At 46.1% G+C, this 21,983-nt stretch carries 25 protein-coding genes and 2 other RNA genes; 15 read left to right on the top strand and 12 right to left on the bottom strand.

All coding sequences use genetic code 11. The annotated features are described in order from the left end of the window. The 4 genes from ssrA to OM95_RS11415 all read right to left on the bottom strand — a co-directional run. Positions 1 to 125: a transfer-messenger RNA gene (gene ssrA / locus OM95_RS17305) on the bottom strand; the annotation flags it as partial. Between the two features lie 344 nt (positions 126 to 469). Beyond that, the gene (locus tag OM95_RS11425; RefSeq protein WP_041873843.1) at positions 470 to 1,585 is read right to left on the bottom strand and encodes a TIGR02147 family protein; all 1,116 of its coding nucleotides are present in this window, start codon (positions 1,583 to 1,585) and stop codon (positions 470 to 472) included. Between the two features lie 173 nt (positions 1,586 to 1,758). Continuing rightward, positions 1,759 to 2,622: a hypothetical protein gene (locus tag OM95_RS11420; protein ID WP_041873841.1), complete on the bottom strand. Its 864-nt coding sequence runs from the start codon at positions 2,620 to 2,622 to the stop codon at positions 1,759 to 1,761. Between the two features lie 202 nt (positions 2,623 to 2,824). Beyond that, positions 2,825 to 4,222: a hypothetical protein gene (locus tag OM95_RS11415; RefSeq protein ID WP_291516200.1), complete on the bottom strand. Its 1,398-nt coding sequence runs from the start codon at positions 4,220 to 4,222 to the stop codon at positions 2,825 to 2,827. Positions 4,223 to 4,346: 124 nt separating this feature from the next. Between OM95_RS11415 and OM95_RS11410 the strand changes: the two genes are divergently transcribed. Further along, complete coding sequence (locus tag OM95_RS11410; protein ID WP_041873838.1) at positions 4,347 to 5,039, top strand: phosphatase PAP2 family protein; 693 nt, start codon at positions 4,347 to 4,349, stop codon at positions 5,037 to 5,039. An 11-nt stretch (positions 5,040 to 5,050) separates the two neighbouring features. Here OM95_RS11410 and OM95_RS11405 read toward each other — a convergent pair whose 3' ends face one another. Continuing rightward, positions 5,051 to 5,806: a SprT family zinc-dependent metalloprotease gene (locus tag OM95_RS11405; protein WP_291516198.1), complete on the bottom strand. Its 756-nt coding sequence runs from the start codon at positions 5,804 to 5,806 to the stop codon at positions 5,051 to 5,053. A 95-nt stretch (positions 5,807 to 5,901) separates the two neighbouring features. Between OM95_RS11405 and OM95_RS11400 the strand changes: the two genes are divergently transcribed. After that, on the top strand, positions 5,902 to 6,879 hold the full coding sequence (locus OM95_RS11400; RefSeq protein ID WP_041873835.1) for a serine/threonine protein kinase: 978 nt from the start codon (positions 5,902 to 5,904) through the stop codon (positions 6,877 to 6,879). Here OM95_RS11400 and OM95_RS11395 read toward each other — a convergent pair. Next, positions 6,870 to 7,091 (bottom strand): hypothetical protein, encoded by a 222-nt coding sequence (locus OM95_RS11395; RefSeq protein WP_041873832.1) that lies wholly within the window; start codon positions 7,089 to 7,091, stop codon positions 6,870 to 6,872. The two genes, OM95_RS11400 and OM95_RS11395, sit on opposite strands and share 10 nt — an antisense overlap. Before the next feature lie 223 nt (positions 7,092 to 7,314). Between OM95_RS11395 and OM95_RS11390 the strand changes: the two genes are divergently transcribed. Together OM95_RS11390 and OM95_RS11385 are read left to right on the top strand one after the other, a co-directional pair. Continuing rightward, positions 7,315 to 8,184 carry a LysR family transcriptional regulator gene (locus OM95_RS11390; protein ID WP_041873831.1) on the top strand — a complete coding sequence of 290 codons (870 nt, stop codon included), beginning with the start codon at positions 7,315 to 7,317 and terminating at the stop codon, positions 8,182 to 8,184. 439 nt (positions 8,185 to 8,623) lie between these two features. Then, positions 8,624 to 8,923 (top strand): hypothetical protein, encoded by a 300-nt coding sequence (locus OM95_RS11385; protein WP_041873830.1) that lies wholly within the window; start codon positions 8,624 to 8,626, stop codon positions 8,921 to 8,923. A 37-nt stretch (positions 8,924 to 8,960) separates the two neighbouring features. On the opposite strand, the gene OM95_RS11380 is transcribed toward OM95_RS11385, so the two are convergent. Next, entirely contained in the window at positions 8,961 to 9,539 is a 579-nt protein-coding gene (locus tag OM95_RS11380) for an NAD(P)H-dependent oxidoreductase (RefSeq protein ID WP_041873829.1), read from the bottom strand. An 82-nt stretch (positions 9,540 to 9,621) separates the two neighbouring features. On the opposite strand from OM95_RS11380, the gene OM95_RS11375 reads away from it, so the two are divergent. Continuing rightward, a complete protein-coding gene (locus OM95_RS11375) occupies positions 9,622 to 10,224 on the top strand; it encodes a TetR/AcrR family transcriptional regulator (RefSeq protein WP_041873826.1) in 603 nt (200 codons plus the stop codon). Between the two features lie 4 nt (positions 10,225 to 10,228). On the opposite strand, the gene OM95_RS11370 is transcribed toward OM95_RS11375, so the two are convergent. After that, positions 10,229 to 11,026 carry a M48 family metallopeptidase gene (locus OM95_RS11370; RefSeq protein ID WP_041873824.1) on the bottom strand — a complete coding sequence of 266 codons (798 nt, stop codon included), beginning with the start codon at positions 11,024 to 11,026 and terminating at the stop codon, positions 10,229 to 10,231. A 295-nt stretch (positions 11,027 to 11,321) separates the two neighbouring features. Between OM95_RS11370 and OM95_RS11365 the strand changes: the two genes are divergently transcribed. Next, on the top strand, positions 11,322 to 12,551 hold the full coding sequence (locus tag OM95_RS11365) for an isocitrate dehydrogenase (NADP(+)) (RefSeq protein ID WP_041873822.1): 1,230 nt from the start codon (positions 11,322 to 11,324) through the stop codon (positions 12,549 to 12,551). A gap of 51 nt (positions 12,552 to 12,602) precedes the next feature. Here the strand turns inward: OM95_RS11365 and OM95_RS11360 are convergent, their stop codons facing one another. Then, a complete protein-coding gene (locus OM95_RS11360; RefSeq protein WP_291516197.1) occupies positions 12,603 to 13,208 on the bottom strand; it encodes an ankyrin repeat domain-containing protein in 606 nt (201 codons plus the stop codon). Between the two features lie 146 nt (positions 13,209 to 13,354). Here OM95_RS11360 and OM95_RS11355 point away from each other — a divergent pair, with 146 nt between their 5' ends. After that, positions 13,355 to 13,915, top strand: coding sequence for a lipocalin family protein (locus tag OM95_RS11355; protein ID WP_041873820.1), 561 nt, complete (start codon positions 13,355 to 13,357; stop codon positions 13,913 to 13,915). Between the two features lie 48 nt (positions 13,916 to 13,963). On the opposite strand, the gene OM95_RS11350 is transcribed toward OM95_RS11355, so the two are convergent. Beyond that, complete coding sequence (locus OM95_RS11350; RefSeq protein ID WP_041873818.1) at positions 13,964 to 14,329, bottom strand: hypothetical protein; 366 nt, start codon at positions 14,327 to 14,329, stop codon at positions 13,964 to 13,966. 241 nt (positions 14,330 to 14,570) lie between these two features. Between OM95_RS11350 and ffs the strand changes: the two genes are divergently transcribed. The 8 genes from ffs to OM95_RS11315 all read left to right on the top strand — a co-directional run bounded on the left by ffs (position 14,571) and on the right by OM95_RS11315 (position 20,217). Continuing rightward, an RNA gene (gene ffs, locus OM95_RS17300) (signal recognition particle sRNA small type) lies at positions 14,571 to 14,669 on the top strand. Between the two features lie 35 nt (positions 14,670 to 14,704). Continuing rightward, positions 14,705 to 16,486, top strand: coding sequence for a DNA polymerase III subunit gamma/tau (dnaX, locus tag OM95_RS11345; RefSeq protein ID WP_041873891.1), 1,782 nt, complete (start codon positions 14,705 to 14,707; stop codon positions 16,484 to 16,486). A 1-nt stretch (position 16,487) separates the two neighbouring features. After that, positions 16,488 to 16,811, top strand: coding sequence for a YbaB/EbfC family nucleoid-associated protein (locus OM95_RS11340; RefSeq protein WP_041873817.1), 324 nt, complete (start codon positions 16,488 to 16,490; stop codon positions 16,809 to 16,811). A 24-nt stretch (positions 16,812 to 16,835) separates the two neighbouring features. Beyond that, entirely contained in the window at positions 16,836 to 17,450 is a 615-nt protein-coding gene (gene recR / locus OM95_RS11335; RefSeq protein ID WP_041873814.1) for a recombination mediator RecR, read from the top strand. After that, a complete protein-coding gene (locus tag OM95_RS11330) occupies positions 17,450 to 18,043 on the top strand; it encodes an ADP-ribosylation factor-like protein (RefSeq protein ID WP_041873812.1) in 594 nt (197 codons plus the stop codon). Before recR ends, OM95_RS11330 begins: the two co-directional genes overlap by 1 nt. A 195-nt stretch (positions 18,044 to 18,238) precedes the next feature. Then, positions 18,239 to 19,204 carry a quinolinate synthase NadA gene (nadA, locus tag OM95_RS11325; RefSeq protein ID WP_041873809.1) on the top strand — a complete coding sequence of 322 codons (966 nt, stop codon included), beginning with the start codon at positions 18,239 to 18,241 and terminating at the stop codon, positions 19,202 to 19,204. Between the two features lie 23 nt (positions 19,205 to 19,227). After that, on the top strand, positions 19,228 to 19,758 hold the full coding sequence (locus OM95_RS11320) for a 4'-phosphopantetheinyl transferase superfamily protein (RefSeq protein ID WP_041873807.1): 531 nt from the start codon (positions 19,228 to 19,230) through the stop codon (positions 19,756 to 19,758). Positions 19,759 to 19,824: 66 nt separating this feature from the next. Continuing rightward, positions 19,825 to 20,217 carry a hypothetical protein gene (locus OM95_RS11315; protein ID WP_041873805.1) on the top strand — a complete coding sequence of 131 codons (393 nt, stop codon included), beginning with the start codon at positions 19,825 to 19,827 and terminating at the stop codon, positions 20,215 to 20,217. Between the two features lie 156 nt (positions 20,218 to 20,373). Here the strand turns inward: OM95_RS11315 and OM95_RS11310 are convergent, their stop codons facing one another. Together OM95_RS11310 and OM95_RS11305 are read right to left on the bottom strand one after the other, a co-directional pair. Beyond that, positions 20,374 to 21,009: a hypothetical protein gene (locus OM95_RS11310; protein ID WP_041873803.1), complete on the bottom strand. Its 636-nt coding sequence runs from the start codon at positions 21,007 to 21,009 to the stop codon at positions 20,374 to 20,376. 96 nt (positions 21,010 to 21,105) lie between these two features. Beyond that, on the bottom strand, positions 21,106 to 21,846 hold the full coding sequence (locus tag OM95_RS11305; protein ID WP_291516194.1) for a L,D-transpeptidase: 741 nt from the start codon (positions 21,844 to 21,846) through the stop codon (positions 21,106 to 21,108). Between the last annotated feature and the right edge of the window lie 137 nt (positions 21,847 to 21,983).

Here is a 21,983-nt window from a genome sequence, read left to right as displayed (position 1 = left end):
CGAGCTAATTAAGCCGCAAGTGCGTAATCGTTGCCAATTACAAAATGGACGTTTTTAACGAGGTCCTCATCCGCCCCGGTATGCTCCTTATGCTTCAGCACCCACGTCGAAGCCAGTACGCCCCCATGTGTGAAAAACATCTTTTCATCTTACCACAAAAATTGCGGCAAAATGAAAATCGTTTATCCTTCCGATTTTGCCCCTCACATTCAATGATTAAATTTTCCGTGACGCAGTACTTTGGTCTTGCTCAAGTGGTGTCATCCTAACGAGATCTTAATGTTAGCAAGGGACAATTTACGCCAAAAGGTCGAGATATCCACCATTTATGGGTGTATTCCACAGAGTTATCCACAATCCACTGAGATTTTCGGGGCTGAAATGACACTGAAATTTAAGAATCTTAAATTTTCATGAGAGGCCTTCGTATTTCAAGAAAGCCTCTTTCGCGGTGGGTTATAATGAATTTTTAACGGAAAAGATCCGCTGCCGAAGCCGCTGTTGCAGCCAAGGAACTCACATTTGTACGGGCATCTTTTTCGGCAGGAGCCGCCGTTACAACAGCAGCTTCAACAGCCGGAGTGGCCGCCACAGGAGCTACTGGAGTCTCGATAATCGCGTTCTCTGTTTTAATATCTAAAGCCGGCTTAATCACCGAAGCTTTTTCAACACCTTCAACGGCGTTAGTGACCGGGAACAACTGAATGTTCAATTGGTAAACGCGCTCCCCTTTTTGCTTCATACGCGCAATAGAGTTGTCTTTATGAAGGGTCTTGCGCATCTGACGAAGTTTAAATTTGATCTCTTCAAATTCAGCCTTCGTCAGTGACAAGGTCAAAGTCCCGAACTCGCGCTCGGTCGGTTGATCCTGATACAAAGATTCCAATCCCAAGTACATCAACTGCGACTGAAGCTTACGAACTAACGCCACCGGAATCTCTTCCGGAGATTCAATCAAGCTGCGATTCTTCTTAAGTTCACCCGTCACTTCGTCACGACGAAGCTCGCCCGAAGCTAACAAAGTATTTAAAGCATTTTCGATTTCATCTTCAGAAGCTTTGCCGCGCAGAAGAGCTTTTAAGGCCGCCGTATCGAAGCTAACACCCTCTTGGTCGACCATGGCATAGACGATCCAAGCCACCCAGTTCGGAACCTTTTCCCAAGTCTTGCGATCGATTTCACCGGATTTCAATTTTCCAGCGACACGATGCTCGCTCAGCTTCTTAAGATACATGTTTCTTTCAGCAGGGTCGGTGGCTTGCGTGAAGTGCACAAGCAAACGGAATTCCTCTGTCTGATCTTTCATAAAGCTCAAAGCTTTACCAAACTTGCCGATCATGTCGTCGGAAAGATTTCTTTTTCCTTCGATGATCATTTTCAAATAATTAGGAGATTTGATATTCGCCGCCGCCGAGAAAACGGCATAGTTGTAGGCTCGCAAAGAACCTTTCGAGCTATGGCGTTTAAACTTATAGAAATCAGCCAAGAACTGGCGGTAGTCCATGTAATCAGAAAGCACCGGAGGATTCGCGGAAGCTGTTGAAATTTCTTTGCCTTTGTTAAACTCAGGATGATTGTTTTGCATAGAAATCGGATCTCCTTTGTACTGGAATAGTTCACCCGATTTAAATTCTCAAAACAAGCGGATTCGTGCGAAGCGCCCTCTCGTCTATCGCAAGGCATTATGCCGTTCGACGGAAGGAAATAAAAAAGGGCCCGGTAAAGGCCCTTAAGTCGTCGAATTTTAAAACCTATTTATTAGCGAACAGACAATCTTAAAGTCACGCGGTGGATGTCTAAGTCGCCGCGAGTGATAAGTACGATGCTATCAGCTCCCTGCCCGATGATTGCATTTTGCGGGATCACAGTTTGGCGAGAGTTATAACGATCGACCTGCAAAGTCTGCCCTTGGTTAAAACCGTTAATCAACACATCGATCAAAGCCGTATTGTAAACAGGCGTCGCTTCGATTTCGATTTGTTGGATGCGGTATCCACGGTAGCGTTGGGCATCGATATACTGGGAAAGATTCAAACGATCATTTCCGTACATACGACGTGAAACATAGAGCGGCACTTCAATCCCACGATCCGGACGGCCAGGCCGACCAGGACGATCGATACGATCAGGCTCTCTTAAAGAAATGCGAATAGACGCGATATCTGCGTTTCCACGAACAAGCAATTGCAGAGTGCGAATGTCTTCGCCGATTTTAGCTCTGTAGCGTGGACGAAGAAGGATAGAACCTTGCGGAGAAAATGCAGTTTCATCCACACGTCCATCGGTCAGCAAAGACACTTCAGCGCGGGGACCACTGCGGTTGATTTCAACTTCCACCGATTCCACTTCATAGCCACGGTAAGATTCGTTGATTCCGGCAAGCTGGCGCAGTTCTAAAGTTTCATTAGAAACGCGGCGACCAAGGTAAATGATCCGTTGATCCAAACGGCCACTGCCATTTCCAAAATCATCTTGTCCCGGGAAGCCAGGATAAGGCGGAGGTTCTGGGCGCGGATTTGGAATAGGTGCTGGCCCACGACCTGGAACAATATAAGCTTCGGCAATAGCCGCAGTCAGAGTGATGGCTGAAAAGGCAACTAACAAACTGGATTTAAAAGTCATTGTATCCCCCAAAGATTCAGTGATTCCCCACTGACCGCTAAAGCAACCATCGTACCAAGAACTTTGTGGTCACTTCGACACCAGATCAAAGCGTTAAAACGCATTAAAAGGACTTTGAGGCTAAAGAGCTTAGAAGGGATAAAAAAAGAGGCCACGGTTGGAGGTCCGTGGCCCCAGGAAAACTATTAATTGTAGCAAAAAACTATTTCAAGTTGTCGTCAGTCAAATCAACAAGAGGTTTAATTCTTCTCATGAAAGTGATCGCAAACTGATCTTGAGCGTAGTTACCACGCTTTCTCATTTTCAAGGCGATACGAACCTGACCCAAACCGTTGTTCGCGATCAAGCGAGCATCACCAATGTAGTTTGCATAATTCAATTTCGTATTGTTCAAAGAGATCAAATCCAACGTGTCTTCCTGATCCTTCGCAATACGAGAAAGATTGATATTCACACCCGTACCAGCTTCAGGCGCCAAAAGTGGACCAGCAAAAGCAAGAAGCTCTTGGTTCACGCCTTTTAAAGACACCATAAAACCAGATCGACCGTTCACAACTTCCCAAGAAGAAATCTTAGAAGTTTTCACCTTGTTTGAAACATTCAATCTTTGGATCGTGCTCACCGCAAATTCTTGAAGAAGCAAGAACTCAGGATTATCCGAATGAGCATTTTGCGCAGGCAAGTGGAAGTACAAATCAGCCGCAGAGTTTCTGAAAACCAAGTTGATGATCGCCGTGTTCGGAGAAGTCCCGATCTGCAATCTGACGAAAGTAGTTTCACAACCTCCGTCAAGATCCATACACTTCAAAGTTCCAGACAAAGCGCGCGCGCCTGTGGTTCTTTCATCGTTACCAGCACGCACAGACTTCACCGGCGAAGCAGAGCCACCGTTCGTGCTTGAACCCGCCACATTATAAACTTTAACGTCCGCACCTTCTTGAATTTTCAAAGTGACAACCGCGTCACCCGAAAGACCATCCACAGACATTTTTGCTGACAAAACAGAAGCTGCCGCAGCTAAATTCGCGCGACGAGATTCAGCGCCCACTTTTTCGTTGCGCGCTCGTAGGAAAGTCAAAAGATCATCGGTTGAAGATGATGTATAAACCAAACCATCTTCAGTCACGGCACCCGTCATGCGTTTAGATAAAGCATCATTCGTCGCATTGGCTGCATCGTTGGTGCGATAGTCTGAGGGCAAACGGTTGGTGCCCGGCGCTGGCGCTGGAAGAGTGCTCACCACTGGCGGAGTTTGCTTAGGCAGCTCCGTTGTTGGCGGAGGAGGAACTGGAGTTGATGGCTTAGCCGGAGGCGTTGTTTTAGGTGGCGTTGCCTTCGGAGGATTCGCTTTAGGTGGATTTGTTTTGCTATCCGGAATCGGCTCTGGAAGAGGTGGCAAAGTATCATTCGGATTGCTTGGATCAGGCAAGTCGCCTTGGCCATTAGTGTTTGATGTTTCAGACTCTGCGCCCGTCTTTTGTGCAGTCTGCTGCTCCGTCGGCGGAGCAAGAACGTCTTTCTTCTTACCGCAAGCAGTAAGACTTAATGATGCAAGCAGAGCCGCAGTAATCACAGCGTGCTTATGAAGCATAGGTAACATGAAAAACCTCCAAGTATTCAGTCGCTGGACCAATAAGCAAGCCTTGGGCCAGTTTTCGTCACCCCCCATTAGGCCTTGTATTGCAATAGGGTTACGTTTTAGACTCTGCTTTGGAAGGAATTTCATGCCTGTACAACAATTCGGCGAGCTCGTGGGCGACCCTCAAAAACTGACAAGACATATTATTAAGGTCATACTTGGCTCATTCATTTTAGCCATTCTGGCGATGTACTTCTTCGATCAAAGCCTCTCTTTGTACTTCGCAGATGCCGGAGTCAGAGACGCACTAAGAAATCCCGCAAGAGAACTCACCGATGTGGCGCTTTCTGAATACTGGTTCGTCTTAGCCTTGGCAACTTGGGCCTTTGCCGCCTGGGTGGCTCCGCGGATTTCTGCTTTCCGCACACACACGAACAAAATAGATTTTTTCCGTCGCTGGGGTTTGAACTTCTTTGTGGCCTTGATCGTCTGTGGAGTGATCACTCACATCATCAAATTCACGGTAGGCAGACAGCGCCCTCACAAAACACCCGATTTTGATCCTTTTGTTTTCACACCCATGACCACACACTGGCACTGGCATTCTTTTTCTTCCGGTCATTCTCAGGTGATATTCACCGTGGCAACCATGTTAAGCGTGGCCTTTCCAAAGATGCGCTGGTTCTGGATTCCTATGGCGATGCTAATTTGCCTGACTCGCGTGGTGGTTCACGATCATTTCTTAAGTGATACAATCTTTGGAGCATGCGTGGGTTATGTCGGAACTTTGCTGGCTATGTCCCTGATGCGCGCAAAAACGACGAATGGTCTTTACTAATTCGCCCTACGTTAGTTTTGCTCAGAGAGAAATTCGACTAAATATTGGGACTCTTTTAAGGCCTTCATAATCGCCTTGTAATCACTGATATATCTTTCAACCAACGACCAGAATCTTTCGGAATGATTCATGTGTTGTAAGTGCGCCAGTTCATGGACGATCACATAGTCGATAATCTCGGGCTTAAAGACAATCAGGCGCCAGTTCAAATTGATGATTTTTCTTGAAGAGCAGCTTCCCCAACGAGTTCTTTGCTCGCGAAATTTTACCTGGGCGGGATGTAAATTCATTTGCTCGGCCCAGTATTTGATTCTTTCAGAAAGCAACTGCACGGCTTCGCGCTTATAAAAGTGTCTGATTTCTTTTAAGGCGGTGGGATGTTCTTCGATCAAAGAGTTCGCGCTCCAGTCATTTCTGGGAATATGCAAAAGCAAATGATCCTCTGTCACTGACACAAAAGGCTTTTTGTTAAGCGTAATGACGACCTTCAGCTTTCGTTCTTTACCCATGAAAGGAAAGTTTTCGTAAGCCTTGATCCTTTTTTCGGGGAATTTTTCTGCGATTTCAGAGAACTTTTCAAAGTTCTTTTCGATCCAGTCCTTTTTCGCCATCAAAAAATCCGTGATCACCTTCTGCGACGTGCTTTTGGAGGCGACCACCTTGATGGGCTTATTGGGATAGAGATAAATAGAAACCGAGCGCCGAAAGCTGCGCCGATGCACTTCAACAGACCATTTAACGAACAGAAAAGTTTCTTTATCGCTCATCCAGTCAGAGAATGACTTAACCCCAAAAAACTGGCAAGAAAAAGGTACCTGCTTCCCTTTGTGAACAAAGGGAAGCAGGTACCTTTGGGAGCAAAATGGATAAAACCTCTTCTTTTTATAGTTTAGATCCTGAAAAGGTTCTGCAAGCCGCAGAAAATGCCGGCTTTTATCCAACTGGCGAGTTTACACAGCTCAATTCCTATGAAAATCGTGTTTTTGACATCAAACTTGAAGAGCCCGCCGAAGCAAACACAACGACAAAAAACGTGATCGCCAAGTTCTATCGCCCCAACCGCTGGAGCAAAGAGGCTATTTTAGAGGAGCATGAATTTCTTCTTTCCTTAAAAAATGAAGGCATTCCTGCTGTGGCTCCACTGTTTCAAGGCCATGATAGCACTGTTTCAGAAGTGGATGGCATGTACGTGGCATTCTTTCCCAAAGTGCTGGGACGAATGCCGCAAGAGTTTCTTGAGGGTGAACTAAAAAAAGTTGGTCGCCTGATGGCGCAAGTTCATAACATAGGCGCAAAAAAGAAGGCCCTGCACCGCCCGACTCTGGACACAAGCTATTATGGCGGATGGGACACCATCGACTTTTTGCAAGACTGGATCACCCCCGAAGTACGTGATCGATATCTGAATGCAGCGGAAGACATTCTTTATGCTATTGACGATACTTTCAACCCGTCTGAATTCATTCGCATCCATGGCGATTGTCACAAGGGGAATCTACTTAACAATGGAAAAGAATTTTTCCTGGTGGATTTTGATGATTTTGTTAATGGCCCGGTAATTCAGGATTTCTGGATGCTGCTTTCTGGAGACGCAGACTCTTTGGATCAGGAAAAATATCAAATCATCGAAGGCTACGAAGAGCTGCGCGAGTTTCCTGAACATCAATGGTCGTGGGTTCCCCTTTTGCGCGGATTAAGAATCATCTCTTATGCAGGGTGGATTGCCAAACGCTGGGAAGACCCCAGCTTTCCGCGCCTATTTCCAGAGTTCAACACCTATAGATATTGGGCCGAAGAGGTCGAAGCCCTCGAAAAAATCGCCTGGCAAATTCAAGGATGAGCCAAAAACCACTGAGTGATTAGCTCTGGTGCTTGATCTAACCACTGGTGTCGTGCCGAAGGATCGACGAAATACTCGGCTTCGATGTCTTGATTTTTCAACTGCTCGTAATATGAATACATCGTCTTCACCGGAACGACGGTGTACTGTTCACCATGCAAAAACAGAGTTGACGGTTTTCGAAAGAATTTGTCAAAAGCGTCTCGCTTCATATCGGTTATTACCACCAGCCGCGTAAAACTCCCTACCAACTAAAGTTATCCACAGCTCTTCTGTGCATAACTCTGGTGAAGCTGCATTTTTCTTCATCAATTTTCCTCTCTTATTCTTCGGCGGAAAATATTCCTACATCTAGTGTCCATATTGCGTTGATCTTAAATTTTCTTAAATTATGTATTTGTAAAATTCATATATTTTATTTTATTATCATTTTTAATGAGTTTGCTCAGCCCTTCCCTTGAAGCTTTCTGGGCCGTCGTCCAAAAGGGCACGGTCCTGGAAGCGGCTAAAATGGTGAATCTCACGCAGACAGGCGTGACCCAAAGAATCCGGAGCTTGGAAAAGCAACTGGGGGTCACACTATTCACCAGATCTAGAAAGGGCATGCGCCTGACGAACGAAGGGGAATCTCTTCTTCGCTATGTCAAAGCCGCGCGCGATCTTGAAGGCGAAACACTTTCAAGCATCGGCGGAAAAAAACAGAATACGTATTTCGAGGTTTGTATAAGTGGACCTTCCACGCTGATGCGCTCACGCATGATTCCTAGAGCTGCAGCAGTGATGAAAAAATATCCGAACTTGAGAGTTCGTTTTGATATTACCGACACGGACAACATTATTGGGAAACTAAAAACAGGCTTTACCCAGATTGGCGCCCTTCCCGTAAACCAGGTGGGTTTAGAGCTTGATTCCAAAATAGTGATGCCAGAACGCTATTACCTTGTTGGGCCTTCAGCGTGGAAGAAAAGACGAATCGAAGATATCGTGACGAACGAAACGATCATTGATTTCGATCCGCAAAATAGTAGGACTTTAGATCTTCTGAAGAAATACAAAATCACCAAATTTTCGAAACACCGCCACTTCGCCAATAACATCGACGCGTTGACCTCGCTGATCATTGACGGGGCTGGCTACTCTGCATTGACCGAAGAGTTCGCACGGCCGTTTATTAAAGAAGGTTCACTGACTTATCTAAAACAGGACATGTTCCTGGATTCACCTCTAACTCTAGCCTGGTATCCGCGAAGCGAAATGCCGCCTTACTTCAAAGCCTTGATTGATGCGTTCACAAAAAGATCTTAATGGCGATCGTCAGTTCCATTTTGCAACTGACAGAATCAGCCTCAAATAGCTTTACGCAAACTTAAAAAGTATTTCGTTTACTTTTTAGGAAATATCTTAGATATTGGAAATCACTCTAATGAAAGGAGGCCATCATGATTATTATGATGTTGAATAATAAAAATCTTAGCGAATCCACTATGCAAGGACACGACGTGGCCTCCGATATCCAATTCTAAGAGACCAAGTTCTGTTCTAATCCACGATAAAATCGAACTTACAAACCCAGGATATAGATTTGTGCACCCGCATATTTATTCTTGGCTCAACTCAAAACAATTTTAACGTTTTTCACGACGATTTTCGTCTGAGAAGCACTATTTCGACTCTTGCACAAGTGTAGATCAGCGGCCTTTTGATCAGCGCTTTTGCAAGCATTATCAATCCTGAGGAGGAAGCTATGAACGCGTTATTGCGTAAAAAGAAAGAATGGGAATTCGAAAACGAGCGCTATTTATTGAGGCTCGTTTCTACCTCTGCGGATGTGACTGTTGAAAGCGTAAAAAGGGCCGGTCTGATAACAAGCTTCCTCGCTTACCTAGTGTACAAGACACTGGGGATGATGCTTGCAATAGCTTCAGCTATTTTCAGAGGACCGCAACTTGTGCGCCAACTCTCTCCACAACATGCTTTCGAGCCTGTGGAGGCAACGTCTCATCTGCTTGAGTCCCAAATAAAGAATCCATATTTCTGGAGGTAATTCTTTTGAGGGGACCCGAAGGGTCCCCTGTTTTGGTTTATTTTCCGCGAGTCCCGAGATCTTGAACCTTTTGAAGAAATTTTTTAATTTCTTCGGGCCTTCTATTTTTTACGTTATCAAACTGTGTGACACCCACGGGTTTGATCCCACAAAACTCCATCACTGCGGTTTTCATCATTCGGATAGCGGGATCACGATTGACGATCCAGTTGTACCACCAGGGGGCGTCTGTCGTAAAAATGATCCGACCTGTTCGCCCTTTTAACAGACGATCCCAGAAAGGATCGTTTTTGTGATACTTAAAAGCAAACCCCGGCAGAAATGTGCGATCCAAAAATCCTTTTAGTAAGGCTGGAATCGTGCCCCACCACATTGGGAATGTGATGACGATGTGCTCTGCCCATAAAATATCTTTTTGCGCCTGCAAAAGATCCGGTTCTAGCTCTTGAATCTTTAAATAGCCTTTATGCAAAATTGGATCGAACTGAAGGTCGGCAATATTCATTAATTTAACGTCGAAACCCGCCGCTTTCGCCGCCGCTTCATATACCCGCGCAAACTCGCTGCCCAGAGCCTCTTTGTTGGGATGTCCATTAATGACCAGAATTTTCTTCATAGGATTTCCACCTCTTTATGTTACCAATGTTAACATAAATGTGACCATTGTAAACATACTGTAAGAATGCTAGACTTTTTTCATGGCAAAAACGTATCATCACGGCGATTTGAAATCAGCGGCGATTAAAAAGGCTGTTGAAATTATTCAAAAAAAAGGCGAAGTCGATTTCACGTTACGAGAGATCGCGCAGGGTCTTAAAGTGAGTCACACGGCTGTCTATCGCCACTTTATCTCAAAGCAAGACCTTCTTTCGCACATCGCTGAAGAAGGTTTTCGTGCTTTCAGCTCGCAAATGCGGATCGAAATTCCGAAAGCGAAAACCATCCGCCAAAAACTTCGCATGGCCGGAAAAACCTATATCGAATTTGCCCTTGAAAATCCGGGTCACTATAGAAGTATGTTTCATCAAGAGCTTCGCTGCGCCTCTGAACAGCGCCACGAACTGGAAGTCGCGGGGGACGAGGCTTTTGCTAGTTTGATGGATTTGATTTCCGAGGGCATGAAGGCGCAGATTTTTAAAAAGGATGACCCACGAACCATGGGGCGCTTTGTCTGGTCGTCTATCCACGGATTTTCTATTCTTTTGCTGGACGGGCAGTTTGCAACCCTGCAAAACAAGCTCACGCTTCACGAGGGCATCGAACATCACCTGGATATGATCGAACGCGCCCTTTTAAAGTGAGATCCTATTTCTTTTTCTTCGCGTGCTCGTAAAGCGGCATCACCTTGGGAAGAAGCGCTGTGATTTTTTTAATGCGCGTTTCATCCGCAGGATGCGTGCTAAGAATTTCCGGAGGTTTTCCTCCCCCTTGGGCTGCCATTTTCTGCCAAAGATTGACCGCCTCTTGAGGATTGTATCCGGCTCGAGCCATCAACTCTAGTCCCATATCATCAGCTTCAGTTTCTTGCCCACGCCCATAGGGAAGTAAAATCCCCAATGTCACCGCTTGATCGGCATAGCCAACATAGGAAGGGTCCACTTTGCCAGTAGCAAGGACGATTTGCGCAACCCCGCTTTTGATAAGCTCTTGAGACATTCGTTCGCGACTGTGTTCGCGCAAAGCATGTGCAATTTCATGCCCCATAATAGCTGCAATTTCGCTGTCGGTCAGTTGCAGCTTGTCGATGATGGCAGAGTAGAACATGATTTTACCGCCAGGCATACAGAAGGCATTGAGCTCTTCCGACGTAATTACATGAACTTCCCAGTCCCACTTTTCCGCATCAGAGCGATAGACGGAGGTTTGAGGAATCAGCCGCTTGGCGATCGCTTGAACTCGTTGAACCTGGGAAGAGTTTTTATCCAGTGCCCCTTTTTTCTGAGCTTCGGCCTTCATCTGACTATACGTCTGCGCGGCCATGTCGTTAATGTCACTCATCGGCAAAAGAAGCTGCTTACGGCTGACGCCGATTTCGCCTTCTTTTGTGGAGGTTGCACAAGAAGCTACAAAAAACATCAGGGATAGAATTGCAAATAGTCTCATGGAACCAAACTATCACATCGGGAACGTCGTCGGAAGAAAACCGCTTTGAATTTGTCTCGACGCAGATCGCACCGGCCAGGCGGAACGACACAGCAATTCCTTGCTCGCTTTCACTTAGAGTAAAAAATCGACCGAAGATCTGGATAAACCCAGGGTTCGCAAGCGTGACCCTGGTTGTCATGCTGCTTTTTCTGCGAAAAGGCCGCACATTCGGGTTATTTCCTTTGAATGAGTTTAAACTTCATTCTATATTTTCAAGGCTTTAGACATCCTAAAACTGGAAAAAGGACCGACTATGAATAAGATCAAAGTTGCTAATCCCGTCGTTGAACTCGATGGCGATGAAATGACAAGAATCATCTGGAAGTTCATCAAAGAAAAATTGATCCTTCCTTACCTAGATATCGACATCAAGTATTACGACTTGGGCATGGAGCATCGTGATGCTACGAACGACCAAGTGACTGTGGACGCCGCAGAGGCGATCAAAAAATACAACGTCGGTATCAAGTGCGCGACCATCACTCCAGACGAAGCTCGCGTAAAAGAATTCAACTTGAAACAAATGTGGAAATCACCGAACGGCACTATCCGTAATATCTTGGATGGAACTGTTTTCCGCGAACCGATCATCTGCAAAAACGTGCCTCGCCTGGTTCCTAACTGGACAGCACCAATCTGCATCGGTCGTCACGCATTCGGTGACCAATACCGTGCGACTGATTTCGTAACTAAAGGCAAAGGTAAGCTGACTGTGACTTTCCAACCTGAAAATGGTGGCGAAACGATCACTCACGAAGTTTACAACTTCAAAGGTGATGGTGTTGCCTTGACCATGTACAACACGGATGAGTCTATCACTGGCTTTGCGCGCTCTTGCTTCAACATGGCTTTGCAAAAGAAATGGCCTTTGTACCTTTCTACCAAGAACACTATTTTGAAAAAGTACGATGGTCGCTTCAAAGACATCTTTGAAAATATCTACCAAACTGAGTTTAAAGCGAAGTTCGATGCTGCGGGCATCACTTATGAGCACCGTTTGATCGACGACATGGTGGCTTCGGCTTTGAAATGGAATGGTAATTTCGTATGGGCTTGTAAGAACTACGACGGCGACGTTCAATCTGACACTGTTGCGCAGGGTTTCGGTTCTTTGGGTCTTATGACTTCAGTTCTTGTGACTCCAGACGGAAAAACAATGGAATCTGAAGCTGCTCACGGAACAGTGACTCGTCACTACCGTCAACACCAACAAGGTAAACCGACTTCGACAAATCCCATCGCTTCTATCTTTGCTTGGACTCGTGGTCTTGAGCATCGTGGAAACTTGGATGGCAACACCGAGCTTGTGAAGTTCGCGCAAACTTTGGAAAAAGTGTGCGTGGAAACTGTTGAAGCTGGTTTCATGACAAAAGACTTGGCTGTTTGTATCTACGGCGACAAAGTTCCTGCTGATAAATACATGAACACTGAGCCGTTCCTTGAAAAGCTTGATTCAAATTTGAAAAAAGCTCTTTCAATGTAATTGGATTTTAAAATCTGATTCTGCAAAGCCCTCGTACTAACGAGGGCTTTTTTATTTGGCTTTTGCGATCTCTAAGATCTCCACCAGTTTATGCAGCTTTTTACGTCGCGCATGAGCCAGCGGCGTGATTCCATCGACGTCTGAGATATTCGGATCAGCACCCGCCTCAAGTAAAATTCGCACGACCTCCTGATAGCGAACACTTCCGTCCCCTAGGACCACCGCCTCCATCAACGCCGTCCATCCCAACTGATTGCGATGGTCTAGATCAATCTTCGTTTGCACAAGCTCGCGCACAACTTCGACATGGCCTTTTTCTGCGGCGGGAATTAGCGGAGTCGCGCCATGACGATCTAGCACTTTAAAGTCAGGTTTTGCCTTCAACATCATTCGCAACAACTGCAATCGCCCATCAGATCCGGCCCGCAAAAGAGGCGTTTCATGTTTTGCATCCTGAGCATTCACATCCGCCCCTGCGGAAATTAGAAGCCAGGCAATTTCAACATCATTATTTTCCGTGGCAATAAGCAGAGGTGTTCTTCTCTGCGAATCGGTAACCTCCAAATTCACTCGTTTGCGAAGGGCTTCTTTGACACCATCAATGTCGTGTCTTTTGACGACCTCTAACAGGGAAATAGGCTGGGGAAATGCTTCCATAGAACCTCCCTTCACATCATTTAGAACGTCCTCTTATTATAAACCCGCAAGTGCATGTCCCGAACTGATTGATGACAAATGTTTTTTGGCACTGGCGTAGTCGCCGCTGTTTCAGAGCTTTATAATGAAATAAAAAAGGAGTTGTTATGAGGCTCGTAGCAGTTCTGATACTTTCCCTGTGTGTTTTTGCCGAAGCCAAACCACTGCCCACGGCTCGATTTGTGGATCTGACCCGCTACCAAGGGTTATGGCACGAAATCGCCTCGATACCTCAATTTTTTCAAAGAAAATGCGTGAAAGATACAACTGCGGAATACACCTTATTGTCCGGCGAGGAGGTACGAGTTCTCAACTCTTGCATGACAGAAAAAGGCGAAAAGATTTCTTCTGAAGGGCGGGCCAAAGTGATCGACACGAATACAAATGCGAAGCTGAACGTGACCTTTGCAAATATCGCCGGAAAATATTTTTATCTTTTGGGTGGAAAGTATTGGGTGCTCCATCTAGACAACAACTATCAAATCGCTGTCATTGGCCACCCGACACGGGACTACGGCTGGATTCTTTCCAGGAATTCTTCCATTTCAGAAAGCACCTTGAAGGACCTGGCCGACTTTTTAGAAATAAGAGGCTACGACACCTGCAAGTTTCTGACGACACCTCAGGATGGTGGCATGAGCGAAAAGAAAAAACTGTGCGAGTTATAAAAAGCCCCTTCATCGCGGGGCCTCTTCTTCACCTTAGGTCGGCGTCCGTTATTTAACCCGAACTTTCATTTTATATTTGGCATGCGAAGTACAAGTGGACTCCATCGCAACTGTCGAACATTGCATTTTCCCGCAGTTCAATGAAAGCACCTGATTGTCTTTATTAAGCTCTTTAATTTCTTTTTTCCAATCGGCACAAGCTACTTTCCAGTTTGCGCGTGCCTCTTTAAGCAACGGAGCCGCATCACCTTCGATCTCGTCTTCGCCATTAACGATTTCAAACTCATTGTCCGTCTTTTTCCCTTTTTTAATCTCGATCGTCGTATCGCCATCCGCCGGAATATCTTTCACCCCCACGGATTGAGCAAAAGCAAAAAATGGAAACAGCACCACCAAAATCAAAATCTTCTTCATAACAAAACTCCTTAAACCAATTCATCCTACCCGAACCCCGAGAACCGACAACAAGTATTGACACGTCATGACTAAACACTAGATTTTTTGGGTCATGATCTCGAAACAAAGCCCTGTCGAGGGCAAAGCACCGAGGGCCAGAAGCCCGTGTCGATTAGCATGGATATTTCCCTAATTTTCTCTCTATGGCACGACGAGTTATCGAATGTAATGAACCAGTCTGTGAGTTACACCTGCCCATGGCCGGGTCCCATACAATAGCTCTCTTGACGAATCCCGCTAGGTCCGGAAGGAAGCAACGGTACTCGAGGGACTATGTGATATGGGGTGCTCGGCCGCTTTTGTTTTTGCAAAAGTTTTCTTGAGGGGTGTGTTTTGTCTTATCAGGTGATTGCACGCAAATGGCGTCCACAATCTTTCACTGACGTTGTCGGGCAAAATCATATTACCCAAACTCTGACCAATGCACTCAATAACGGACGCCTTCCTCATGCCCTTTTGTTCACGGGCCCTCGTGGGACAGGCAAAACCTCTTCAGCGCGTATCTTGGCGAAAGCTTTGCGTTGCCCGAACGCCGTGGGTTTTGTTCCTTGTAACGACTGCGACTCTTGTAATGAAATTGCCTCTGGCTCTAGCGTCGACGTTATGGAAATTGACGGAGCCTCGAACAACGGTGTCGATGCGATCCGTGAACTGCGCGACACTGTGGCCTTCATGCCCTCCAGTGGAAAATTCAAAATTTACATTATCGACGAAGTGCACATGCTTTCAACCAGTGCCTTCAATGCCCTTCTAAAAACTTTAGAAGAGCCGCCGCCTCATGTGATCTTCATTATGGCGACAACCGAAGTGCACAAAATCCCGCAAACGATTTTGTCGCGCTGTCAGCGCTTTGATTTTAGACGAATCAGCACTCGTCAGATCACCGAAAGACTGAAAATGATCTGTGACGCTGACGGGGTTCAGGCCGAAGAGGAAGCTCTGTGGGTTATCGCCCGTCAGGGTGATGGCTCCATGCGTGATTCGCAAAGTTTGCTCGATCAGGTGATCACATTTGCAAACGGCCCTTTGAGTCGCGCTAATGTTGTCGAGATTCTGGGACTCACGGACCGAACGCTGCTGTTTGAAACCGTGAATGCTTTGATTGATCGAAACTCTCAAGCCATCTTAAAAGTTCTTGAGAAAATTTCCGCCGCGGGATTTGAACCCCATTTGTTCTCTCAGGATTTGCTGGAAACCATTCGCAACTTGCTTTTGGTGAAAGTGTCACAAGCACAAGCCGCGCAAATGCTGGAAATGCCAGAATCTGAAATTCAAGCCCTCAGCGAAATGTCACAAAGACTTTCTGAAGAAGATATTCACATGCTCTTCGACATGGCGTTAAAAGGCGGCAATGACATTCCCCGCGCGCAAGATCCAAGAATTGTTTTAGAGGTCACATTGCTACGAATGGCGTCGGCGCCGAAGTTGGTGGACCTTAAAACTCTGTTGCAAAATGGCGTACCCACTTCTCACAGCGCAGGTGGGGCCAGGCCCTACTCTCCGCCGGTAGCTCCTCACAACAAAGGTCATGATCGTTTAACAGAAGCGCAAAAAGTTGCGGAGGTCCCCAAGGGCCTTGACGCCATGAAGGCCGCTTTGGAAAAAGCCAAAACGACGCACACCAAAACAGAAACAGCGGCAAAACCTGCAGCTCCAGCCGTAAAAAGTGCAGAACCCGCCAAGAAAATGGCTGCGGGGAACACTCCTGCGGATAAATGGGTCGACTTTGTCGAATTACTCCGCCAGGACGACGCTTTGTTTGCGGCAAAAGTGGAAAATCTTCTTTTTGCCAAGGAAGAGGGAAAACTTTTAACTCTTGGTGTCCCCCCCAAGCTTGTGTTCTTGAAAGAGCAAATGGCCGACACTCAGGTGCGTAAAAAACTGCAAGGATTTATTGATTCATACTGGGGTGCTGGGTATTCTTTTGAAGTTATTATGGGTCGCGATCAAGTTGGTGAATCCGCTTCTTCTTTGCAGCAAAAAAAGCAGCAAATGGCCGAAGAGGATCTTCGCACTAAAATCGCAGAAAATCCGATGGTCAAAGCCGCCCAGGATGTTTTCAAAGGGCAGATTAAATCCATCGTAGACACGAAGCGCGACGGCGCAGGGAGATAGTATGAAAGGCATGCCAGGCGGAATGGCTCAGCTCATGAAGCAAGCCAATCAAATGCAAATGAAAATGAAAAAAGCCCAAGAAGAGCTTGCGAAAAAAGAATACGAAGCAACTTCTGGCGGCGGCGCAGTTAAAGTAAAAGTTAACGGCGATCACTTGATCACCGCTTTGACGATCGATGCTGAAGTTCTTAAAGCCGGCGACGTCGAAATGCTTCAAGACATGATCTTGTCTGCAACCAACGAAGCCATCAAAACCGCTAAAGACACTTCCTCCAAAGAGATGGAAAAAATCACTGGCGGTCTCAATATCCCAGGAATGTTCTAATCAGCAATAAAGCTGGAGTTGCTCTTGCTACACATAGGTGCTTTAGAAAAATTAGTCCACGAATTGAGCCGTCTTCCCGGTATCGGGCCCAAGACTGCTCAGCGTTTGGCTTATTTTATTTTAAAGACCAACAATGACTTCCCTGAGCGTTTAAGCGAGGCCCTTCTTCGCATCAAAGCCGAAGTTCACGAATGTCCTCGCTGTTTCAATTATACAGACGCAGACCTTTGCCGTTTTTGTGAAGATCCACATCGCTCGGACGAATCGATCTGTGTTGTTGAAGAGCCCGCTGATATCATCCGTATTGAATCCTCAGGTGCCTTCCGCGGTCGCTACCACGTTTTGCATGGTGCGATTTCTCCGCTCGAGGGCATCGGGCCTCAAGATTTGAAAATCAAAGAGCTGGTCGAACGAGTCGACGCCGGCCTTCATGGTCAAGGTCCGGCAATTAAGGAAATCATTCTCGCTTTGGATGCCGATCTTGAGGGCGATACCACTATTTTGTACCTGGCTAAGCATCTTCAGGGTAAAGGCTTGAAACTTTCTCGCATTGCCCATGGAGTTCCTATTGGCAGCGACATCGATTTCATAGATGATAGAACTATGGGTCGTGCCCTGCAAAATAGAGTGGAGCTGTAATGTCCTTTATTAACTACAATGCCAAAGAAATTCACTGCAAGGTTGTCTATTACGGTCCTTCATTGGGCGGTAAAACGACAAATATTCAGTGGGTTTACCAAAAAACGGCCGAGGATCAAAAATCCAAGCTGGTGGCATTGAACACGGACATTGAGCGCACCTTGTTCTTCGACTTTTTGCCTTTGAATGTCGGCGATATTCGTGGATTTAAGACACGTTTTCACCTTTATACGGTTCCGGGCCAGGTTGTTTATGATGCCTCCCGCAAGCTCATTTTGAAGGGCCTCGATGGCGTTATTTTCGTTGCTGACTCACAAATCGAGCGCATGGACGAAAATCTGGAATCTCTTCGTAATTTAGAGAGAAACTTGGAACAACAAGGTTACGATATTAAAGAAATCCCTTTGATCATGCAGTATAACAAGCGTGATCTTCCCAACGTGGCCTCATTGGCCGAATTAAGAAGTGCTTTGAATCCTTATAACGCCCCTGAAATCGAAGGCTGTGCATCTGAAGGAAAAGGCGTTTTCGAGTCTTTAAAGACGGTTTCTAAGTCTATTATCAATGTTCTTAAAGGCGGAACGACCTTGTAATTACGCCGCCTCAGGCTGGCCCCCTTGCCCCGAGCTTCGTCCCCGGAATCTCTTTGTTTTGATCTGAATTTACATCTGAATTTTATGATCTTTTCCCAATCAGGTTACGAGTTATTTGGGCTGGTCAAAAGGGTTGGTTAGCGCTATATGAGGCCTGTTGGTTTTTAATTGGGTTAGAATAGGCCCGAGGTTTTTATGTCTTATGATATTGCGGCTGATATTCAGCGTTTAAAAAAAGAAAAAAATGCTGTCATTTTGGCTCACTACTATGAAGATGGAGATATTCAAGACGTCGCCGATTACGTCGGTGACAGCTTTTATCTGGCAAAAATGGGGCAGCAGGTTCAGCAGGATGTGATTCTTCTGGCCGGCGTTGTCTTCATGGCTGAAAGTGTGAAGATTTTAAATCCGACAAAGACGGTTCTTGTTCCTGATATGGAGGCAAGCTGTTCTCTTGTCAAAGGCGCCCCTTACGATCAGTACCTGGCTTGGCGTCGTCAGCACTCCGATGGTGTCGCGGTGACTTACATCAACTCTTCTGCCGAAGTTAAATCTATTTCGGATGTCATCATTACTTCTTCCAATGCCCAGCAGATTGTAGAGTCGATCCCCAAAGACCGTAAGATTCTTTTCGGACCAGATCAGCACTTGGGTCGTTGGTTGTCTAAAAAACTAAATCGCCCCTTTGAATACTGGAATGGTTCTTGTGAAGTGCATGTTCTTTTCAATGCGAAAAGATTGGTCGAACTGATTGCGCAACATCCAGACGCGGTGGTGATCGCGCATCCTGAGTGTGATGAATCCGTTTTGCAATACGCTTCCGTAATTGGTTCGACGTCTCGTCTACTTGAAGAGGTTGAAAAAAATCCCGCTAAGAAATTCATCGTCGCGACGGAAACTGGAATCTTCCACCAGATGCAGAAGAAGCGTCCCGATGTCGAGTTGATTCAAGCCCCCGTGATGGATTCAGGTTGCTCTTGCAACAACTGCCCTTACATGAAGATGAATTCAATGCAAAAGATCAAACAAGCTCTTGAAACATTCAAACCACAAATTCAGATGAGTGAAGAGCTGCGCCTAAAAGCTAAAACATCTTTAGATCGCATGATGGATATCACTAGCGGCAAAGAAGTTTCTTGGCCCAAAGAATTTACAATTTAATTTTTTTCTAGGGGACTCACAGCATGACACTTTCCCAAAGCGTTATCGAGTCCCTGAAGAAACACCTTCCCTGCCCGCAGCTTGAAGTTCTGATGGCTTCGGCGTGGGGCAGTCAAAACGCTTCTCACCGCACTTTGATTCGTGATGAACTTGCTAAGATCCTTAATGGCCGCGATCTTTATACGTCTGTGTCTCATTGCACTGATGTCGGTATCGCCGTCATTGCCCCCGCCCCGATTGGCATCGATGTCGAGATTAAGGACCGCGTGACAGCGCCTGTGATGGCACGTGTTTCCCGACCAGAGGAAATGCAAGCAGCCCCCAGCCTTTCTTCTTTATGGTGCGCCAAGGAAGCCGCCTTCAAAGCGCTTCGGCCCTATGATCAGCCCTCGGTCCTTTCAAAAATTTCTATAGGGGACTGGCAAAATATTGATTCCCAGTTTGAGACATACCGACTTCTGAATGCTTCCGAGTTCAATTCTCCCTCTGAAAACAGGGGTGTAACCATTCACTCTTCAGCGCACACCTTCAGCTTTTTTATCTTTTACACTTAACTTTGGTCTGGTCCTGCCGAAGAGTTTATTAATGATGTTAATGGACTCGTTTGAAGGCAGGTAATCATGGGAAGTGTAAAATACAATCGCAGAGTGGCTCCAAGGAAAGAGGTCTCTCCCATTCATATTTCTTATCTAACATCACTGGACGATTTCGCAAAGATCGCAAAAAATTGCGAGATCGTGGAAGCTTCTTCAACAGGACTTCTTTTGTTAATCAAACGTGAAGATTTGATTCCAATGGCACTTCGTAAAAATCTGACGTTAGATGTGTTAATTGGCGATCGAGTTTTCATGCATCTTGAAGAGATGAACTTGGAAATTTCTGGGGTGATCACCCGCACGCAGCTTTTAGGCAAAAAAGGCTTCTATGTGGCTGTGGATTACAGTGAAGAGGCCCCCGAGTACTGGCGAGAGTGCCTGATGGATTTGCTTCCCAAACCAGGTGAATTGGACTAATCGCATTTCGTTTTAAATTCTTTCGTTAATAAAAAAGCCTGCGCTAAAAACGCAGGCTTTTTTATTTCGGCAACCACCCCAGTGCACAACCTTCTGAAATGAGGCTCGGAAAATCTAAAAATACCGGTCTAAAATAAAAAGTCCCCTGGCACCTTTTTATAAGTCGGTGAAAGGGGGCAGGCCTATTTCAGAGACTAGCGCTACAGAATAGTGTGGCGGCAGGAACCAACTGATGGCTTCGGCGATGCCTTGGTGTTCTTTGGTTGGTGGGTTGCCCAAGGATTCTAATGAAAACGCCAGATCGTAGTGTTTACGGTCTGTGCTCATCACGAGAATACGCGGACGAAGAACAGCTTGATCGCGGAAGAAGTCCTTCAGGATATTGCGCACATATTGCGGAAGATATTGAGGGCTTGGCGGCCCGGCGTGCAGCTTTTGACCTGTCGGCATTTCCATGGTCCCCACCGGGGATTCGTTCGCGGGTTGATAGAACAGCCCTGTTTCTTTGAAGTTCCACAACATGCCGTAAGTGAAAACATAGTCTGGATAGCTTTTACGAGGGTTCACGGCGATACCAACACCCTTCATTGCCGACCATTGCATGACTTTGTTGGCATTTTCGGTGGCGTCTTCGCCGGTTTCGACCAAAAGATACGGCCAGCCATCGGGACCTTTTTGCGGAACCTCATGCAGAAGTTTGACGTTTCCTTGAGTGATTGCCATGAAAAAATCGATTTCCCACTTATGATCACGCTGCTCATCGGGGACGTTTACCAACTCAAGAAGATTCATGTTTAACTCCTGCATCCTGCCCAAAATAAAAAAGGCCGGGTGAACCAGCCTTTTTTATGACCATTTTATGTAGGGGTCAAGACAAGGACCGTCGGATTAGTATTCCTCGACGATCACGATCGTTCTGTAGCCGCGCTCGTATCTAACTTGGCCGTATTTATCCAATAAAGGACGACCGCTGCTCGTTTCCAATACAGGAACCTGGCCCTTATCAGCTGCCAAAACGGCGGAATAGATCGTGTAGATGTAATCCTTATGAACACGCACACAGCCTGAAGAGGCGCGTTTGCCTAGCATGGCTTCTCCAGCCGCTTCTCCGCCAGATAGATCTGGTGGCACCTGGTGAACCGCTAAACCACGTTTTTCATTGAAAAACATCGCATAGGGCATCCGGAACTTACTTTCGCCAGAACGGTAGTTTGCGTTCTCAACGCGTTTGACAGTGTAAAAGCCGCGAGTCGTGTGGCGCCAGTGAGACTCTGTAGAGCCCTTAAAAATCTTATTGATCACACCACGAATCGGCGTGATGTATTCAAGATCTTCGCGACCTGTAGAAACTTTTGTTTTCAACATCAACTGACGATTGGTGTAAAGGCGAAGAGATTGCGCCATCGGACCACGTGCCGCTTTATTAATTACGATCACGTTCGTGTATTGATTAAGATATGTCTCACCACGAAAATAGGCTTCTTCATCGAAAAGCTGACCGCGCGGAGCCTCATAGCTATCTTCGACCATCAAACGACGTTCAGCCTCAGAGCGCGCTTGTCCGAATGATTGAACAGAAAATAAGGTTGCTAGTAGCAAAAGCGAAAAAATCGTCACTAGGCTTTTCATGATGTCTCCCATCTACGTTGGCAGATTAAATGTTTGTTAAAATCAATCCCACGGAGGTCTAACAAAAAAATTTCCAAGCGCGTACAATTTTTGGTCACCTTGTAACAAATCAGAGATTGAGAAAATAATTCCGGATT

Origin of the sequence: Bdellovibrio sp. ArHS (genome assembly GCF_000786105.1) — a bacterium.
GTDB lineage: Bacteria > Bdellovibrionota > Bdellovibrionia > Bdellovibrionales > Bdellovibrionaceae > Bdellovibrio.
This window is presented reverse-complemented; position numbering and strand designations above follow the sequence as displayed.

What these genes read in the sequence shown, in the direction of transcription:
- nadA (WP_041873809.1), top strand. Translation starts at nt 18,239, where the DNA reads ATGTCTTATGATATTGCGGCTGATATTCAGCGTTTAAAAAAAGAAAAA.
- OM95_RS11365 (WP_041873822.1), top strand. Translation starts at nt 11,322, where the DNA reads ATGAATAAGATCAAAGTTGCTAATCCCGTCGTTGAACTCGATGGCGAT.
- OM95_RS11320 (WP_041873807.1), top strand. Translation starts at nt 19,228, where the DNA reads ATGACACTTTCCCAAAGCGTTATCGAGTCCCTGAAGAAACACCTTCCC.
- OM95_RS11380 (WP_041873829.1), bottom strand. Translation starts at nt 9,539, where the DNA reads ATGAAGAAAATTCTGGTCATTAATGGACATCCCAACAAAGAGGCTCTG.
- OM95_RS11385 (WP_041873830.1), top strand. Translation starts at nt 8,624, where the DNA reads ATGAACGCGTTATTGCGTAAAAAGAAAGAATGGGAATTCGAAAACGAG.
- OM95_RS11405 (WP_291516198.1), bottom strand. Translation starts at nt 5,806, where the DNA reads ATGAGCGATAAAGAAACTTTTCTGTTCGTTAAATGGTCTGTTGAAGTG.
- OM95_RS11310 (WP_041873803.1), bottom strand. Translation starts at nt 21,009, where the DNA reads ATGAATCTTCTTGAGTTGGTAAACGTCCCCGATGAGCAGCGTGATCAT.
- OM95_RS11330 (WP_041873812.1), top strand. Translation starts at nt 17,450, where the DNA reads ATGTCCTTTATTAACTACAATGCCAAAGAAATTCACTGCAAGGTTGTC.
- OM95_RS11350 (WP_041873818.1), bottom strand. Translation starts at nt 14,329, where the DNA reads ATGAAGAAGATTTTGATTTTGGTGGTGCTGTTTCCATTTTTTGCTTTT.
- OM95_RS11315 (WP_041873805.1), top strand. Translation starts at nt 19,825, where the DNA reads ATGGGAAGTGTAAAATACAATCGCAGAGTGGCTCCAAGGAAAGAGGTC.
- OM95_RS11390 (WP_041873831.1), top strand. Translation starts at nt 7,315, where the DNA reads ATGAGTTTGCTCAGCCCTTCCCTTGAAGCTTTCTGGGCCGTCGTCCAA.
- OM95_RS11340 (WP_041873817.1), top strand. Translation starts at nt 16,488, where the DNA reads ATGAAAGGCATGCCAGGCGGAATGGCTCAGCTCATGAAGCAAGCCAAT.
- OM95_RS11410 (WP_041873838.1), top strand. Translation starts at nt 4,347, where the DNA reads ATGCCTGTACAACAATTCGGCGAGCTCGTGGGCGACCCTCAAAAACTG.
- OM95_RS11375 (WP_041873826.1), top strand. Translation starts at nt 9,622, where the DNA reads ATGGCAAAAACGTATCATCACGGCGATTTGAAATCAGCGGCGATTAAA.
- OM95_RS11395 (WP_041873832.1), bottom strand. Translation starts at nt 7,091, where the DNA reads ATGAAGCGAGACGCTTTTGACAAATTCTTTCGAAAACCGTCAACTCTG.
- OM95_RS11415 (WP_291516200.1), bottom strand. Translation starts at nt 4,222, where the DNA reads ATGTTACCTATGCTTCATAAGCACGCTGTGATTACTGCGGCTCTGCTT.
- OM95_RS11420 (WP_041873841.1), bottom strand. Translation starts at nt 2,622, where the DNA reads ATGACTTTTAAATCCAGTTTGTTAGTTGCCTTTTCAGCCATCACTCTG.
- OM95_RS11370 (WP_041873824.1), bottom strand. Translation starts at nt 11,026, where the DNA reads ATGAGACTATTTGCAATTCTATCCCTGATGTTTTTTGTAGCTTCTTGT.
- OM95_RS11425 (WP_041873843.1), bottom strand. Translation starts at nt 1,585, where the DNA reads ATGCAAAACAATCATCCTGAGTTTAACAAAGGCAAAGAAATTTCAACA.
- OM95_RS11400 (WP_041873835.1), top strand. Translation starts at nt 5,902, where the DNA reads ATGGATAAAACCTCTTCTTTTTATAGTTTAGATCCTGAAAAGGTTCTG.
- OM95_RS11305 (WP_291516194.1), bottom strand. Translation starts at nt 21,846, where the DNA reads ATGAAAAGCCTAGTGACGATTTTTTCGCTTTTGCTACTAGCAACCTTA.
- OM95_RS11360 (WP_291516197.1), bottom strand. Translation starts at nt 13,208, where the DNA reads ATGGAAGCATTTCCCCAGCCTATTTCCCTGTTAGAGGTCGTCAAAAGA.
- OM95_RS11355 (WP_041873820.1), top strand. Translation starts at nt 13,355, where the DNA reads ATGAGGCTCGTAGCAGTTCTGATACTTTCCCTGTGTGTTTTTGCCGAA.